This is a genomic window from Cereibacter sp. Soil_C_27 (assembly GCF_057657095.1).
In genome coordinates, this window is the sequence record NZ_JBDGJD010000001.1 from 179,973 (window position 1) to 195,484 (window position 15,512).

At 68.4% G+C, this 15,512-nt stretch carries 19 protein-coding genes; 8 read left to right on the forward strand and 11 right to left on the reverse strand.

The genetic code is table 11. From position 1 onward, the window contains the following. Positions 1 to 9: 9 nt before the first annotated feature. The 5 genes from bfr to AC3A5Z_RS00895 all read right to left on the reverse strand — a co-directional run bounded on the left by bfr (position 10) and on the right by AC3A5Z_RS00895 (position 2,422). Positions 10 to 495, reverse strand: a complete 486-nt coding sequence (gene bfr, locus AC3A5Z_RS00875; protein WP_487517530.1) for a bacterioferritin — start codon at positions 493 to 495, stop codon at positions 10 to 12. Then, positions 443 to 739, reverse strand: coding sequence for a (2Fe-2S)-binding protein (locus AC3A5Z_RS00880; protein WP_487518607.1), 297 nt, complete (start codon positions 737 to 739; stop codon positions 443 to 445). The genes bfr and AC3A5Z_RS00880 overlap by 53 nt, the downstream gene beginning before the upstream one ends. Before the next feature lie 49 nt (positions 740 to 788). Next, the gene (locus AC3A5Z_RS00885; protein WP_487517531.1) at positions 789 to 2,054 is read right to left on the reverse strand and encodes an imelysin family protein; all 1,266 of its coding nucleotides are present in this window, start codon (positions 2,052 to 2,054) and stop codon (positions 789 to 791) included. 78 nt (positions 2,055 to 2,132) lie between these two features. Further along, on the reverse strand, positions 2,133 to 2,267 hold the full coding sequence (gene hemP, locus AC3A5Z_RS00890; protein ID WP_245941443.1) for a hemin uptake protein HemP: 135 nt from the start codon (positions 2,265 to 2,267) through the stop codon (positions 2,133 to 2,135). 23 nt (positions 2,268 to 2,290) lie between these two features. Beyond that, a complete protein-coding gene (locus AC3A5Z_RS00895; RefSeq protein WP_487517532.1) occupies positions 2,291 to 2,422 on the reverse strand; it encodes a hypothetical protein in 132 nt (43 codons plus the stop codon). A 185-nt stretch (positions 2,423 to 2,607) separates the two neighbouring features. Between AC3A5Z_RS00895 and AC3A5Z_RS00900 the strand changes: the two genes are divergently transcribed. Next, positions 2,608 to 3,324 (forward strand): tellurite resistance TerB family protein, encoded by a 717-nt coding sequence (locus AC3A5Z_RS00900; RefSeq protein WP_487517533.1) that lies wholly within the window; start codon positions 2,608 to 2,610, stop codon positions 3,322 to 3,324. Here the strand turns inward: AC3A5Z_RS00900 and bhcR are convergent. Continuing rightward, on the reverse strand, positions 3,321 to 4,148 hold the full coding sequence (gene bhcR / locus AC3A5Z_RS00905; protein WP_487517534.1) for an HTH-type transcriptional regulator BhcR: 828 nt from the start codon (positions 4,146 to 4,148) through the stop codon (positions 3,321 to 3,323). The genes AC3A5Z_RS00900 and bhcR overlap by 4 nt on opposite strands. A 215-nt stretch (positions 4,149 to 4,363) precedes the next feature. On the opposite strand from bhcR, the gene AC3A5Z_RS00910 reads away from it, so the two are divergent. Beyond that, positions 4,364 to 5,356, forward strand: a complete 993-nt coding sequence (locus AC3A5Z_RS00910; RefSeq protein WP_487517535.1) for a type I glyceraldehyde-3-phosphate dehydrogenase — start codon at positions 4,364 to 4,366, stop codon at positions 5,354 to 5,356. A 208-nt stretch (positions 5,357 to 5,564) separates the two neighbouring features. Beyond that, positions 5,565 to 5,945 (forward strand): VOC family protein, encoded by a 381-nt coding sequence (locus AC3A5Z_RS00915; RefSeq protein ID WP_487517536.1) that lies wholly within the window; start codon positions 5,565 to 5,567, stop codon positions 5,943 to 5,945. Between the two features lie 27 nt (positions 5,946 to 5,972). Here the strand turns inward: AC3A5Z_RS00915 and AC3A5Z_RS00920 are convergent, their stop codons facing one another. From AC3A5Z_RS00920 to puuE, 3 genes are read right to left on the reverse strand one after another with little or no spacing between them, the layout of a single operon-like run. Then, the gene (locus AC3A5Z_RS00920; RefSeq protein WP_487517537.1) at positions 5,973 to 6,455 is read right to left on the reverse strand and encodes an ureidoglycolate lyase; all 483 of its coding nucleotides are present in this window, start codon (positions 6,453 to 6,455) and stop codon (positions 5,973 to 5,975) included. A gap of 58 nt (positions 6,456 to 6,513) precedes the next feature. Next, positions 6,514 to 7,356, reverse strand: coding sequence for a bifunctional allantoicase/(S)-ureidoglycine aminohydrolase (locus AC3A5Z_RS00925; protein WP_487517538.1), 843 nt, complete (start codon positions 7,354 to 7,356; stop codon positions 6,514 to 6,516). Then, positions 7,353 to 8,765, reverse strand: a complete 1,413-nt coding sequence (gene puuE, locus AC3A5Z_RS00930) for an allantoinase PuuE (RefSeq protein ID WP_487517539.1) — start codon at positions 8,763 to 8,765, stop codon at positions 7,353 to 7,355. Before puuE ends, AC3A5Z_RS00925 begins: the two co-directional genes overlap by 4 nt. Positions 8,766 to 8,891: 126 nt before the next feature. On the opposite strand from puuE, the gene uraH reads away from it, so the two are divergent. From uraH to AC3A5Z_RS00945, 3 genes are all read left to right on the forward strand, one after another. Beyond that, complete coding sequence (uraH, locus tag AC3A5Z_RS00935; RefSeq protein ID WP_487517540.1) at positions 8,892 to 9,251, forward strand: hydroxyisourate hydrolase; 360 nt, start codon at positions 8,892 to 8,894, stop codon at positions 9,249 to 9,251. A gap of 297 nt (positions 9,252 to 9,548) precedes the next feature. Beyond that, the gene (locus AC3A5Z_RS00940) at positions 9,549 to 9,704 is read left to right on the forward strand and encodes a light-harvesting protein (RefSeq protein ID WP_487517541.1); all 156 of its coding nucleotides are present in this window, start codon (positions 9,549 to 9,551) and stop codon (positions 9,702 to 9,704) included. Positions 9,705 to 9,716: 12 nt separating this feature from the next. After that, positions 9,717 to 10,664 carry a light-harvesting protein gene (locus AC3A5Z_RS00945; protein ID WP_487517542.1) on the forward strand — a complete coding sequence of 316 codons (948 nt, stop codon included), beginning with the start codon at positions 9,717 to 9,719 and terminating at the stop codon, positions 10,662 to 10,664. A 54-nt stretch (positions 10,665 to 10,718) separates the two neighbouring features. Here AC3A5Z_RS00945 and AC3A5Z_RS00950 read toward each other — a convergent pair whose 3' ends face one another. Beyond that, positions 10,719 to 12,092 (reverse strand): aminotransferase, encoded by a 1,374-nt coding sequence (locus AC3A5Z_RS00950; RefSeq protein WP_487517543.1) that lies wholly within the window; start codon positions 12,090 to 12,092, stop codon positions 10,719 to 10,721. Positions 12,093 to 12,282: 190 nt separating this feature from the next. Here AC3A5Z_RS00950 and doeA point away from each other — a divergent pair, with 190 nt between their 5' ends. Continuing rightward, positions 12,283 to 13,464 (forward strand): ectoine hydrolase DoeA, encoded by a 1,182-nt coding sequence (doeA, locus tag AC3A5Z_RS00955; RefSeq protein WP_487517544.1) that lies wholly within the window; start codon positions 12,283 to 12,285, stop codon positions 13,462 to 13,464. Positions 13,465 to 13,466: 2 nt separating this feature from the next. After that, a complete protein-coding gene (gene doeB / locus AC3A5Z_RS00960) occupies positions 13,467 to 14,459 on the forward strand; it encodes a N(2)-acetyl-L-2,4-diaminobutanoate deacetylase DoeB (protein WP_487517545.1) in 993 nt (330 codons plus the stop codon). 74 nt (positions 14,460 to 14,533) lie between these two features. Here doeB and AC3A5Z_RS00965 read toward each other — a convergent pair whose 3' ends face one another. Further along, positions 14,534 to 15,511 carry a 2-dehydropantoate 2-reductase gene (locus AC3A5Z_RS00965; protein WP_487517546.1) on the reverse strand — a complete coding sequence of 326 codons (978 nt, stop codon included), beginning with the start codon at positions 15,509 to 15,511 and terminating at the stop codon, positions 14,534 to 14,536. Position 15,512: the final 1 nt, after the last annotated feature.

The following is a 15,512-nucleotide window of genomic DNA, read 5'->3' on the forward strand; positions in this document are numbered from 1 at the left end:
GCTAGCGGTTTACTCGGCCTGATCCGCGGGTTTGGCGTTCAGCAGGCCGTAACGCTCTTCGCCGAGCTTCTCGAAGAGGTGCAGCTGGGTCTCGAGGTAGTCGATATGGCCTTCCTCGTCGGTCAGGAGCGAGTCGAACAGGTTCTTCGACACATAGTCGCCCACGCTGTCGCAATATTCCCGCGCCTCGATGTAGAGCGTGCGCGCGTCATGCTCGGCGGCAAGGTCGGATTCCAGCGTTTCCTTGATCGTCTGGCCGATGCGCAGCGAGTCGAGGCGCTGCAGGTTCGGGTGGCCTTCGAGAAAGATGATCCGGGCGATCAGACGGTCGGCGTGGTGCATCTCCTCGATGCTTTCCTTGCGCGACTTGTCGGCGAGCCGGCCGAAGCCCCAGTCTTCCTGCAACCGGTAATGCAGCCAATACTGGCTGACAGCGGTGAGTTCAGACCTCAGCGCCGCGTTGAGATATTCGATAACCTTCGGCTCGCCCTGCATGTTTCACTTTCCCTGCGGGTTGTGCGCGACGGAGGCCGCGCAGGTTCATGGGTACTTCGAAACTGTCGCAACGGCGCATGGTGTCAAGCAAAAGCGGCATGCAGCCGCCGCATTCGGCGCGCTTGCCGAGGGCATGGTAGACCTTGCCGGGGGTGATGATGGTGGAGGCATCCGCCGCGCGCATCCAGTCCACGGCGGCACGGATGTCTCGGTCGGTTATGTTCATGCAATGACAGACGATCATGGCCATGTCCGGCTGGAAGGCGGAGGCACGGGGCGCCTCCGCGGATGGGTCACTGGAAGACGGCGTTGGGGTTGTCGAGACTGTCCGAGCCCTCGAAGGCGATGCCGTTCAGGCCGAGCGCCGTCACTGCCCGCTCGATCGAGGCGGTCTGGGTCACCAGCGCGTCGACCGCGCCGAGGATCAGCGCTTCGCCTTCCGCATTGCCCGCCGCCAGCATCTGGTCATAGGCGGTTCCGCTCTCGGCCTCGGCCTTGATCGCCCCCAGCGCCGCGACACTGGCCGCAAGCTCGGTCTTCAGCGTCTCGTCCAGCGTGGCGTCCTTGGCCGCCACCAGCTCCGACAGCGACGGGCCGGAGACCACGCTGCCATCCGGGCGGGTGTAGCTGCCGAGATAGACGTTCTGCACGCCGAGGCCATCGTAGTAATGGCTGTTGTGCGTGTTGTCCGAGAAGCAGTCATGCTCTTCCTCGGGATCGTTGAGCATCAGGCCCAGTTTCATCCGCTCCCCGGCCTGCTCGCCGTAGGAGAGGCTGCCCATCCCGGTCAGCATCGCCGAAAGCCCCGCCGCCGGATCGGCGGTCACCGCCGCCCGCGCCTCGCCGCCCTCGGCCCAGGCCTTGGCCATGTAGTCGAGATCGCTCACCAGCAGATCGGTCGCGGCCTTCAGATAGGCCGCCCGGCGGTCGCAGTGGCCGTTGGTGCAGCCGTCGCCCGTCAGGTAGTCGGAATAGGGCCGCGCGCCCGCGCCCGGGCCGGTGCCGTTAAGATCCTGCCCCCAGAGCATGAACTCTACCGCATGATAGCCCGAGGCCACGTTGCTCTCGATGCCGTCGGCCTCGTGCAGCGTCTCGCCGATCAGCGTGGGCGTGATCTCGGTCGCGTCGATCTCGCTGCCCGAAAGGGTGAATTTCGGCGTGGCCACCAAGTTCAGCGCCGCGAACTCGTTCTCCTCGGTCGCGCCGCCATAGCTCGCGTCGACATAGTCGATCAGCCCCTCGTCCAGCGGCCAGGCATTCACCTTGCCTTCCCAGTCATCCACCACCGGGTTGCCGAAGCGGAACACCTCCGACTGCTGGTAGGGCACCCGCGCCGCGAGCCAGGCGGTCTTGGCGGCCTGCAGCGTATCCTCGCCCGGCATCGCGATCAGCATGTCGACCGCGCTCTGCAGGGCCTTCGCGGTGCTCAGGCTGTCGGCATAGGTCGCGGCGGCGATATCGGCATAGGTGCCGACCACCTCGGCGGGTTCCGCAGCCCTCAGCGGCTGGGCGCAGAGCGCCGTGGCGCAGAGAAGCGAGGCAAGCAGGGGGTTCTTCATCGGAGTCTCGCGGCAGGTTTGCGGGGCAGGGCCCGGGGCTTCACGGAAAACAGGGCGCCCCGACGGGCGCCCCGATGTTTACTTGGTCAGGATCAGCTTGCCGGCCCGTGTGATGCGCAGGCTGTAGACCTGCCCGTTCAGCACGATCCGGGCCTGACAGCCGCCCTCCGTCAGGCGGGTGGCGTCATGCACCGGGATTCCGGTTTCGATCATGTCGGTGATATCGGTCATCGCGTTCATGCCGTGCGCTCCATCCGGTCGAAGATCATGTGAAGGCCGGGAGCGGAAGGCAGGAAACCTTCGAGCGCCTGGCGCAGCAGCTCGGTGAAGCTGGGTTCGGGTTCAGGCAGGGGTCTGGCGCGTGTCATGGGGCCTCCGGGTTGACTGAGGGCTCCGGGCTGACCCCGTGGGTTGGCTTGGATAAGGTAAAGGTGACTTAAACAGTCGGACTTGTAAAGCCTGATTCTTTCTGTCGGAAAGCGTCCCGCCGCGCCCCGATTGAACCGGCGCGCCGCGTTCCCATATCGAAAGCCAGAAACAAGGGAGCGAGACCATGAAAGATGCAAAATCCCTGCTGGACAGCCTGATGCGCAGCGTCGGCGGCAGCAGCGGCGGCACGGCGGGGCTGGAGGATCTGGCGGCCAAGGCGCGCGGCGCCTGGGACAGCCAGTCGACCCTCGGCAAGGGCGCCATCGGCGGTGGGCTGCTGGGCCTGCTGCTTGGTGGCAAGGGTCTGGGTGGCAAGGGGCTGGGCAAACTCGGCGGCACGGCGGTGCGGGTCGGCGGCATGGCTCTGGTCGGCGGGCTGGCCTACAAGGCGTGGCAGGACTGGCAGGCGGGCAAGCAGGCCGGCGCCACCCCGGGTGCTTTGCCTGCGCCGGAAGGCACGGTCTTCCTGCCGCAGGACGCGGGCGAGGCCGACGAGCTTTCGGCCCGGCTCTTGCGGGCGATGGTGGCCGCGGCCAAGGCCGACGGTCACGTGACTCCGGCAGAGCGGCGGCGCATCGGCGGCCAGCTCGCGACGCTCGGGCTCGGCGCCGAGGCCGAGGCGCTAGTGACGCGCGAGCTCGACGCGCCGCTGGACGTCGGCCGCGTTGCCGCACTGGCCCGCACACCCGAGGAAGCGGCGGAGATCTACACCGCCTCGGTGCTGGTGGTCGATGCCGAGGCCCCCGCCGAAAAAGGCTATCTCGCCCTGCTGGCTGCACGGCTGAAGCTGAACCCGGCGCTGGTCCAGCATATCCACGCCAATGCGGCGAGCCTCGGCTAGGCCGGCGTGCCGCCCGTCGCCGCGGTCACCCGATCTGCGGCGGCGCGCACCGTCTGGCCCAGACGGGTGATCTCCGTCAGGCTCAGCCGGAAGGCCGGGCCCGACACGGCAAGCGCCGCCACCGGTTCGCCGAAGGCGTTGAAGATCGGCGCGGCCACGCTGCGCATGCCTTCCGCCCCCTCCTGATCCTCCAGCGCAAAGCCCTTGTCCCGGCTCCGCGACAGCTCGCGCAGCAGCGTCGAGCCCGAGGTGATGGTCAGCGAGGTGAACTTCTCCTGCCCCTGCCGGTCGAGGATCTCGCGCACCCGCTCCTCCTCGGCCCAGGCCAGCAGCGCCTTGCCCGCCGCCGAGGCATGCAGCGGCCCCCGCGCGCCCGGCGGGAAGAAGGCGCGGATCGCCTGCCGCGTCTCGACCTGCGCGACATAGAGCACCGCATCTCCCGCCTCGATCCCCAGCGTCACCGTCTCGCCCGTCGCCTCCATCAGCTCGGCCATCGGCCCGCGCGCCCGCTCGACCACGTCCGACCGGCGCAGGAAGGCCGTGCCGATGCGGAAGGCCCCGGCGCCGACATGCCAGAGCTGCCCCGGCTCCTCGATCTCGACGATGCCATGCCCCTGCAGCGTCACCAGCGCGCGATAGACGGTTGCGGCCGCCTGATCACTGGCCGCCGCCAATTCCGACAGCGTCATCCCCGGCGCTTCGGCCAGGAGCTTCAGCAGCCCGATCGCCCGGTCGAGCGACTGCACCGTGTTCTGTTCGGTCTTGTCCTCGGCAGCCTTCGGGCGTCCCCGTTGGCGGCGGATCACGGCGGCAGCATCGGCCATCGGCAAGCTCCTTCACCCGGCATGTGCAGAAAAACGGTTTCGACTGATGAAAAATCCACCTGACGGCAAATGCAAGGCTCCAATCGGTCGCACCCCCGAAAGAAGGAGGGGCGGCGGGCGGATCTGCCGAAGATCGCGGCAAATCTGTCTCAGAGCCCGCCGTTGAACCCGGCGTGGCTTCGTGATCTGACTTTGCCGCAGCGAAAGGGAAGATCATGCGGGTTTTCATCAACGGTTTCGGTCGGATCGGGCGTTCGGTGCTGCGCGCCTACGCGCTGGCGCGGCAGAAGGGCGGTGGCGGCCCGCTGGAGATCGCGGGCATCAACGACATCGCCGCTGCCGAGATGTGCGCCTATCTCTTCGAATTCGACTCGGTCTTCGGCCCCTGGCCGGGAAGCGTCGCGCTGGAGGAGGGCGCGCTGCTGGTGGACGGGCTGCGGATCCCGCTGCATCGGGTCGCCGATCTGACGGCGCTCGATCTGTCGGACATCGATCTAGTGATGGAATGCACCGGCCGCGCCGACCGGACCGAGATCGCCTCGCAGGGGCTTCTCGCCGGGGCCGGGCGGGTGTTGGTCTCGGGGCCATCGCGCGCGGCGGAGTTTACCGTGGTGCTCGGGGCGAACGAGGCGGGGCTGGCAGGGCAGCGCATCGTCTCCAACGCCTCCTGCACCACCAATGCGCTGGCTCCGCTGGTTGCACTGATCGAACGGGAATGGGGCGTCGTCACCGGCTCGATGACCACGATCCACTGCTATACCGGCAGCCAGCCGACGGTGGATGCCCCCGCCGCCGACTTCGCCCGCAGCCGGGCCGCGGCGCTGTCGATGGTGCCGACCACCACCTCGGCGCAGCGCCTGCTGGATCTCGTGTTGCCCGGGATCGCCGGGCGGATCGAGGGATCGGCAGTGCGGGTGCCGGTGGCGAGTGTCTCGGCGGTGGATCTGGCGGTGATGACCGGGCGCGCGGTGACGGCGGGCGAGGTGAATGCGGCACTAACGGCGGCGGGCGGGGTGATCGGGGTGACGGAGCGGGCGCTTGTCTCCTCCGACCTGCGGGCGCGGCCGGAGAGCATCGTGATGGCCCTGCCAGAAACCCGCGTCACCGCCGGGGGCATGCTGCGCGTCTTCGGCTGGTATGACAACGAATGGGGCTTCTCCAACCGGATGCTCGACGTGGCGCGGTTGATGCAGGCCCGGGGCCTCTAGCTCCGCCGGATCGTCAGCGCCGCACCCCCTTTTCCCGTCTTGCGGGCAGGCTTCCCGCCGCGACGCCCCGCCGCAGGGTGAGTCGTTTCCTGACTGCCGAGCAATCTTCTAACGGCACGTTTCAGTTGCAGAAATATTCGGTGAAAAACCCGGAACAAGAGGTACAATTCGAAGTTGTAGCCGTCGTCATCTCTGGGGGGAGTTTCACATGCTCGACAGTTATTCGCTTGGTGTGACCGATATGAAACGGTCGCGGACCTTCTATGACGCAGCACTGGCGCGGCTCGGCATCGCCGCAAAGGTGCGCGGCGAGACCTTCGCGCGCTGGGCCAAGGACGGGCGCGACGATTTCAGCATCAGCCTCGTGCCGGAACCGAGCTATGACGAGCCGGTCGCACAGGCCCATTTCGCCTTCACCGCCCCGACCCGTACCGCCGTCGATGCCTTCCACGCCGCCGCCCTGCGCTGCGGCGGGCGCGATGACGGCGAACCGGCGCTGCGTCTGGAATACCATCCGAACTACTACGCCGCCTTCGTCGTGGACCCGGATGGCTACCGGATCGAAGTCGTCTGCCACGCGCCGGAGTGACTTGCGCGGGAGCGACGGGCGCCCGGCTCAGCCGATGCTGAACGGCTCGGGGAACCAGTGTTCCTCGAGGTTCGGCGTCGGCCCAATCCGATCCACCACGGCAAAGAGCCCCGGCGCCTGCAGTGGCGTCAGCACCCCGTGCCATGTGCCGCGATGCAGGTTGATGCCCTGACCCGGCGCGGTGAGAAAGGCGAGCGGCGCGCCGGGCGTGCCGCCCGCATCTGGCGCGACGATGACGAGGAACGGATGTTCCGTCATCGGCAGGAAGGCCTGCGAGCCTTCGGGATGCCGCTCCACCATCTCCAGCAGATAGGGCAGGCGGCGCGGCTCGGCCTTGAAGATCGAGATGCCCGCCCGGCCCTCGGGGCCGAAATCGAGCCGCGCCCGGTCATGGTGCCGCCCGCAGAGCCCCTGATTGATCAGCCGATCCGGCGCGCCGCTGGCGTCGAGCAGATCGCCGAAGGGGGCGAAGGCCTCGGCCGTCAGCGGTTGCGGGGAGATGAGGTTCATGCCGGTCTCCGGTGGAAGAACGCCCGTGGATGTTCAGGGACAGAAAAATGAGGGGGGTTCAGGCCGGGGCGCCGAAAGCGCCGGGGCCGCGCAGCTTGGCGTGGCGGTTCACGTCCTTGTAGAGCAGGTAGCGGAACGGGCCGGGCCCGGCAGCGTAGCAGGCCTGCGGGCAATAGGCGCGCAGCCACATGAAGTCGCCCGCCTCCACCTCGACCCAGTCGCGGTTCAGCTTGTAGACCGCCTTGCCCTCCAGCACATAGAGCCCGTGCTCCATGACATGCGTCTCCTCGAAGGGGATCAGCCCGCCCGGTTGGAAGGTGACGATGTTGACATGCATGTCATGCGCCACATCGCCCGGATCGACGAAGCGGGTGGTGGCCCATTTGCCCTCGGTGTCGGGCATGGCGATCGGCTTGATCTCGCGCTCGTTGGTAACGAAGGGCGCGGGCGGCGCAATGCCTGCGGCGGGCTCGTAGAGCTTGCGGACCCAGTGGAAGCGCGCGGGTTCCTGCTTGGCGTTCTTCAGCCGCCAGCGGCAGCCCGCCGGAATATAGGCATAGCCACCGGGGCCGAGGTCATGCTCCTGCCCGTCGAGCGACAGCCAGATCTCGCCATGGGTGAGGAAGATCACCGATTCCGCGCCGCTTTCCGGGTCCGGCGCATCCGACCCGCCGCCGGGAGCGACTTCCATCACATATTGGCTGAAGGTCTCGGAAAAGCCCGACATCGGCCGGGCGATCAGCCAGAGCCGCGTATGGCTCCAGCCGGGAAGGGCCGAGGTCACGATGTCGGAGAAGACGCCCTTCGGCAGGAAGGCGTAGGCCTCGGTGAAGACCGCCCGTCCGGTCATCAGCTGGGTCTGGGGCGGCAGGCCGCCGCGCGGCGCGTAATAGTCGGTCATTTCAGCATGTCCTGAAGCCGCAGCGCGGCGATGCGTTCCACCTGCGCGCAGGCGGTCTGGAACTCGGTCTCGGTGTCATTCGCGATGCGCGAATGGAAGGCATTGAGAATGCTGGCTTTCGTATTGTCCCGCACCGCGATGATGAAGGGGAAGCCGTGCTTGCCCGTGTAGTCGGCATTGAGCGCCTGAAAAGTCTCGCGCTCGGCGTCGGTCAGTGCGTCGAGCCCGGCGCTCTGCTGTTCCTGCGTCGACTCCGGCGTCAGCCGGGCGGCGGCGGCCAGCTTGCCCGCAAGGTCGGGGTGAGCCTGCAGCACGCCCAGACGCTCGGCGGGCATGGCCGAGCGGAAGATCCGGGCCAGCGCGTTGTGCAGCCCGGCGGCGCAATCATGCGCCGGGCCGAGCTCCAGATCGAAGGCGCGGTCGGCGATCCAGGGCGAGTGTTCGAAGATGCCGCCGAAGGCCGCGATGAAACTGTCGCGGGTCATCTGGCTCGGACGTTCGCGGTGAACCGGCGGATGGGTCGCGGCCCAGTGGCGGGCGATGTCGAGCCGGCGCGGGAACCAGACGCCCGGATGCCCCGCGGCATAGTCGAGGAACCGCTTCAGCCCGGCGATCTTGCCCGGCCGGCCGATCAGCCGGCAGTGCAGCCCGATCGAGAACATCTTCGCCGCCCCCGCCTCGCCCTCGGCATAAAGCGTGTCGAAACTGTCCTTGAGATACTGGAAGAACTGCTCGCCGGTGATGTAGCCGGGCGCCGTGGCAAAGCGCATGTCATTGGCTTCCAGCGTGTAGGGGATCACCAGCTGGTCGCGCTCGCCGGCCTCGATCCAGTAGGGCAGGTCGTCGTCATAGGTGTCGGAGATCCAGTCGAAGCTCTGCTCGGCGGTCAGCCGCACCGTGTTGACCGAGCAGCGCCCGGTATACCAGCCGGTCGGTCGCTGGCCGGTGACCTCGGTGTGCAGCCGGATCGCCTCGACGATCTGGCGGCGCTCCTCCTCCTCGGGCATGTCGCGGTGCTCGACCCATTTCAGCCCGTGCGAGGCGATCTCCCAGCCGGCCGCCTGCATCGCCGAGACCTGCTCGGGCGAGCGGGCGAGGGCGGTGGCAACGCCATAGACCGTCACCGGGATGTCGAGCCCGGTGAAGAGGCGGTGCAGCCGCCAAAACCCGGCGCGGGCGCCGTATTCGTAGATCGACTCCATGTTCCAGTGCCGCTGCCCCGGCCATTGTGCCGCCCCGGCGATGTCGGAGAGGAAGGCCTCGGACTGGCCGTCGCCGTGCAGGATGTTGTTCTCGCCGCCTTCCTCGTAGTTCAGCACGATGGATACGGCGATCTTCGCGCCGCCCGGCCATTGCGCGTCGGGCGGGGTGGGGCCGTGGCCGCGCATGTCGCGGGGGTATCGGGGCATTGTCGTCTCCATCGTCCTGCGGCGGCAGGAAAGCCGCGAATGCGGTCGGCTGCAAGTCCCCCCGTCGCATCTCTCCTGTCGCATCCGCCCGCCAGATGCGCCATTCTCCGCCCGAACGAAGGGGAGATGCTGATGGGACGGCTGACGACGCATGTGCTGGATACCGCGCGGGGCCTGCCCGCCGCGGGGGTGAGGATCGCGCTCTACCGGCTTTCGGAGTCCGGGCGCGACCCGGTCGGCGAGACGGTGACCAATGCCGACGGGCGCACCGACGCGCCGATGCTGGCGGGCGAGGCGCTGGTGGCGGGGCACTACGAGTTGGTGTTCTTCGCCGGGGATTACCTGCGGGCCAGCGGGCAGGCGGGGACGGGGCCCTTGTTCCTCGACGAGATCCCGATCCGTTTCGGCGTGGCGGATGCGGATGCGCATTACCATGTGCCGCTGCTGCTCTCGCCCTTCGCTTACTCCACCTATCGCGGCAGCTAGACCGGGCCGCAGCGGCCTCAGAGAAATTCCCTTGTTCACAACGGCTTGCCCCCCGGGAGGCCTCCAGCGGGGCAGCTTCCTGCTGCCCTGCCTCCGCCCCCGCACCAATTGGTCGCAGCGTGTCCGCGCAAGTTGACATTGCGGATGTAAGGGATTCGTTACAGTTTCATCCTCGGAGCTTTTCGGTCGGGGCGCCGGGCGGCGGCGGGCGGAGACGTGACGCCACCGGACTGCAACAGCAAGGTTTCGCGTGCAGGCCCCTGCACGCAGTGTCGACAACATTCGGGGAGTACCAAGTTGACTGAGGATCCGAAAAAAGTATGGCCCACGGGCCTGACCATGGCCGAGGCGGAAGAGGTGCAGACGCAGCTCGTCCTCGGCACCCGCGTCTTCGGCGGCATTGCGCTGCTGGCACATTTTCTGGCGGCGGCCGCGACCCCGTGGCTTGGCTGAGGGAGGAATGACATGAACAACTCGAAACTCTGGCTCGTCGTCAACCCGACCGTGGGCGTGCCGCTTCTGCTGGGCACGGTCGCCGTCAGCTCCTTCGCGGTGCATTATGCCATCGTGACCCACACGCCCTGGCTGGCCGATTACTACGCCGGTGCCGCCAAGGCCGCGCCCGCGCCGCTCTTGGTCGCCGCCCCGGCCCCCGCGCCCGAGGCGGTGGTGACCGAAGCCGCCGTTCCGGCAGAAACCGCCGCCGAGCCCGCTGCGGTCGAAGCGCCCGCCGTGGACGCGGCAGCCGTCGAGGCCCCTGCCGAGGCTGCCCCGGCCGAGGAAGCCGTCGCCGCCGAAGCGCCTGCCGCCGAGGCCGCGCCGACCGAGGAAGCCGTCGCCGCCGAAGCGCCCGCCACTGAGGCCGCCCCGGTCGAGGAATCCGTCGCCGCCGAAGCGCCCGCCGCTGACGCCGCCCCGGTCGAGGAAGCCGTCGCCGCCGAAGCGCCTGCCGCCGAGGCCGCCCCGGTCGAGGAAGCCGTGACCGCCGAAGCGCCTGCCGCTGACGCCGCCCCGGTCGAGGAAGCCGTGACCGCCGAAGCGCCCGCTGCCGAAGCTGCCCCGGTCGAAGAAGCCGTGGCTGCCGAAGCCCCTGCCACCGAAGCCGCTCCGGTGGAGGCTGCCGCCGCGCCGGAAGCTGTGGTGGAGGAAGCCCCCGCTGCCGAAGTCGCCGTGGTCGAGCCTGCGCCCGCAGCCGAAGCCGTGGTGGAAGAGGCCGCTGCCGCGCCGATCCAGTGGATGCCGCTGCTCAACCTCGCCAGCCAGCTGAACACGCTGGGCTACACCGTCCTGTCGGTGTCGCGCGTCGATGACGCCTATTACCTGGTGAACATGACCGATGCCAATGGCATGCCGGTCGTGAGCTACCTCGATCCGGTCACCGGCACGCCGGTCGCCGGTCCGGCAGCCGAGTAAGGCCCGGCAACAGGCCGAGGGAAGGCCACCCCATCCGGGGTGGCCTTTTCACGTTCAGCCGAACACCGCCTTCACCGCGCCGACCGTCGCCGCGACCACCGTATCGGCCTCTTCCGGCGTCAGGCAGAGCGGCGGGGCGAAGCCGAGGATGTCGCCCTGCGGCATGGCCCGCCCGATGACGCCCCGCTCCAGGAGCGCCGCCGAGACGGCGGGGCCGATCTTCCGCGCAGGATCGAAGAAGCGGCGGTCGTCTTTGTCCTCGACGAATTCCACCGCCGCCATCAGCCCGTCGCCGCGCACCTCGCCCACGTTTCGATGCCCGGCCAGCGCGTCGGTCAGCGCCTTGCGGAAATGCGCGCCGGTGGAGCCGGCATTCGCCACCAAGCCCATCTCGTCGATCAGCTTCAGGTTCGCCACCCCCGCTGCCGCGCAGATCGGATGGGCCGAGTAGGTCCAGCCATGGCCGATGGGGCCGAGCTGGTCGGAACCCTGCACCAGCACCTCCCACATCTTCTCGGACACGATGGAGCCCGACAGCGGCGCATAGGCCGAGGTCAGGCCCTTGGCGATGGTGATGAGATCGGGCGTCATGCCGTAATGGTCCGAGCCGAACATCGTGCCGAGCCGCCCGAAGCCGGTCACCACCTCATCGGCCACCAGCAGGACGTCGTATTTCTCCAGCACCGCCTGGATCGCCGCCCAATAGCCCTCGGGCGGCGGCACGATGCCCCCGGTGCCGAGGATCGGCTCGCCGATGAAGGCGGCGATGGTGTCGGGCCCTTCGGCGAGGATCATCTCCTCCAGCTTCGCCGCGCAATGCGCCGAGAACTGCGCCTCGGTCATCGAGCGGTCCTCGCGGCGGAAGAAATACGGCGCTTCGGTGTGCAGGATCGGCGCGCGCGGCAGGTCGAAAGCGTTGTGGAACAGCGACAGCCCGGTGAGCGAGCCGGTCATCACCCCCGACCCGTGATAGCCGCGCCAGCGCGAGATGATCTTCTTCTTCTCGGGCCGGCCGAGGATATTGTTGTAATACCAGATCAGCTTGATGTTGGTCTCGTTCGCATCCGAGCCGGAGAGGCCGAAGTAGACCCGGCTCATGTGCTTGGGCGCCCGCTCCACCACCATCCGCGCCAGCGTGATCGAGGCTTCGGTGCCGTGGCCGACATAGGAATGGTAATAGGCCAGCTCCTGCGCCTGCGCCGCGATGGCCTCGGCGATCTCGGTCCGGCCATAGCCCACGTTCACGCAATAGAGCCCGGCGAAGGCGTCGAGGCTGCGCTTGCCGTCGCGGTCGGTGATGTGCACGCCCTCGCCGCCGGTGATGACGCGGGTCGGGGTCTCGCCCCGGGCATGGGCGCCCATGTTGGTGGAGGGGTGGAAGAAATGGTCGCGGTCCCATGCGGTGAGTTCGTTGTCGCGGTCGAGCATGGCGTCCTTTCCGGCGCGGGCGCGCCTCGGTGAGGTCCGGGTGCGGACGGGAGCCTCGAGCATGGCACGGATTTCGGGCAGGGTGCAGCCCCGCGCCCCGGAAATTCGCGGCAGGCCTTGACCCGTCGCGCCTGCGCCTCTCAGATGGGCGAAAGCGCCGGCCACAGGTGCGACCAACGGGAGAGCTGCGATGACCGGACCGGCGCTGAAATTCAGTCGCGAGGAATATGCCCTGCGGCTGGACAAGACCCGCCGCGCGATGGAGGCCAAGGGCGTCGATCTGCTGATCGTCACCGATCCGTCGAACATGAACTGGCTGACCGGCTATGACGGCTGGTCCTTCTATGTGCATCAATGCGTGGTGGTGCCGCCGACGGGCGAGCCGCTGTGGTTCGGGCGCGGCATGGATGCGGCGGGGGCGATGCTGACGGCATGGCTCAGCCCGGAAAGCCTGATCGCCTATCCCGACCACTACGTGCAGTCGACCGAGCGGCATCCGATGGACTACCTCTCGGCCCGATTGTCCGACCGGGGCTTCGGCAGCCTGCGGATCGGGGTGGAGATGGACAACTACTGGTTCACCGCCGCCGCCTTCGCCTCGCTGGTGAAGCATATGCCGGATGCCCGCTTCTCCGACGCGACGGCGCTGGTGAACTGGCAGCGCGGGGTGAAATCGGCGCAGGAGATCGCCTACATGCGTGCCGCCGCCCGGATCGTCGAGGGGATGCACGCCCGCATCCTCGAGGTGGCCGAGGTCGGGATGCGCAAATGCGATCTGGCGGCCGAGATCTATGGCGCGGGCATCCGGGGGCAGGGCAGCGCCTGGGGCGATTATCCGGCCATCGTGCCGATGATGCCCTCGGGGCGCGAGGCCTCGGCACCGCATCTGACCTGGGACGACAAGCCGATGCGGGCGGGGGAGGGCACCTTCTTCGAGATCGCCGGCTGCCATCACCGCTATCACTGCCCGCTGTCGCGCACGCTGTTCCTCGGCAAGCCGACACAGGCCTTCCTCGACGCCGAGAAGGCCACGCTGGAAGGCATGGAGGCCGGGCTGGCGGCAGCAAGGCCCGGCAACACCTGCGAGGATATCGCGCGGGCCTATTTTGACGTCTTGGCGAAATACGGCATCGTGAAGGACAGCCGCACCGGCTATGGCATCGGCGTCAGCTATCCGCCCGACTGGGGCGAGCGCACGGTGAGCCTGCGTCTTGGCGACCGGACCGAACTGCGCCCCGGCATGACCTTCCACTTCATGACCGGGCTCTGGCTGGAAGACATGGGGCTGGAGATCACCGAGAGCATCCTCATCACCGAGACCGGGATGGAATGCCTGGCCAACGTGCCGCGCCAGCTTTTCGTGAAGGACTGACCATGCGGCCCTCGCCGATCACCACCGAGCTGGATTTCGACGCCGAGGGCGTGCAGCACGGCTTCCTGCGCCTGCCCTACAGCCGCGACGATGCGGCCTGGGGGTCTGTGATGATCCCGGTCACCGTGGTCCGTCGGGGTGAGGGGCCGACGGCATTGTTGACAGCTGGCAACCACGGCGACGAATACGAGGGGCCGATCGCGCTCTTCGATCTGGCGCGGACGCTGCGGCTGCAGGACGTGACGGGGCGGGTGATCATCGTGCCGGCGATGAACTTCCCCGCCTTCCATGCCGGCACCCGCACCTCGCCCATCGACCGCGGCAACCTGAACCGCAGCTTCCCCGGCCGCCCCGACGGCACGGTGACCGAGAAGATCGCCGATTACTTCCAGCGCGTGCTGCTGCCCCTGGCCGATGTGGTGCTCGACTTCCACTCGGGCGGCAGGACGCTCGACTTCCTACCCTTCTGCGCCGCGCATGTGCTGCCCGACAAGGCGCAGGAGGCGCGGGCCTTCGATCTGGTGCGGGCCTTCGGCGCACCCTGGTCGGTGCGGATGCTGGAGATCGACGCGGTGGGCATGTTCGACACCGCCGCCGAGGAGATGGGCAAGACCTTCGTCACCACCGAGCTTGGCGGCGGCGGCACGGCCTCGGCCCGCACGGCGGGGATCGCTTCGCGCGGCTGCCGCAACCTCTTGATCGCGGCGGGCATCCTGCAGGGCGAGCCCGACCCGCAGCCGACGCGCTGGCTCGACATGCCGGATGGCGACTGCTTCCTGTTTGCCGAGGATGGCGGGCTGATCGCCTTTCTGGCCGATCTGGGCGACCGGGTGGCGAAGGGTCAGCCACTGGCGCGGATCTTTCCGGTCGGGCGGACGGGGGTGGAGCCGGTGACGCTGCTCGCCCGGCGGTCGGGGCTGTTCACCGCGCGGCATTTCCCGGGGCTGGTGAAGCCGGGGGATTGCGTGGCGGTGATTGCCGAGGAGATCGGCTGAACCCTCTGGGCGCAAAAGTTTTCTGAAAACTTTCGCCAAAATCCTTCAGAAGGATTTTGGTCCCGGCCCTGCCGTCAGCGCCCGGCCTCCGCAACCTGCGCCCTGAGCCGCACCAGCGCCAGCACCGTGTCCACCGTCGGCGTCGGCACGCCCACCAGCCGCCCCAGCTCCGCCACCGAGCCGACCAGCGCCTCGATCTCCATCGGGCGGCCCGCCTCCAGATCCTGCAACATCGATGTGCGATGCGCCCCTACCGCCGCGCCGCCGTCGATCCGCCGCTCGACGTCGATTGGGAATTTCACCCCCAGCGTCTCGGCGATCGCCTGGGCCTCGAGCATCATCGCCCGGGCAACGCCGCGGGTGCCGGGGTCGGTGCAGAGGACGTCGAGCGTGGCATGGGTCAGCGCCGAGATGGGATTGAACGACAGGTTGCCCCAGAGCTTCACCCAGATCTCGTCGCGCAGGCGCGGCCGGACCGGCGCCTTCAGCCCCGCCGCCGCCAACGCCTCCGACAGGGCGACGGCGCGGGCGGATTTCTCGCCAGAGGGTTCGCCCAGCGAGAAGCGGTTGCCCTCGATGTGGCGGATCACACCCGGCTCGGCCACTTCCGCCGCGGGATAGACCACGCAGCCCAGTACGCGGTCGGGCCCGAAGCCATCCCATTGCACCCCGCCCGGATCGACCGAGGCGAGGCGGGTGCCCTTGAGCGGGCCGCCTGCCTTGTGGAAATACCACCAGGGCAGGCCGTTGACGCCGCTGACCAGCGTGCTGCCCGGGCCGAGCAGCGGCAGGATCTGCGGCACCACCGCGGGCACGGAATGGGCCTTCAGCGTCAGGATTACATAATCCTGTGGCCCCAGCTCCGCAGGATCGCCCGAGGCGCGGACCGGGACGGTGGTCGTTTGGCCCTCCTCGATCAGCGTCAGGCCGCGCGCCTGCATCGCCGCCAGATGCGGGCCGCGGGCGACGAGGCTGACCTCGGCCCCCGCCTGCGCCAGTTTCGCGCCCATGTAGCCGCCGATGGCGCCGGCGCCGAAGATGCAGATCTGCATG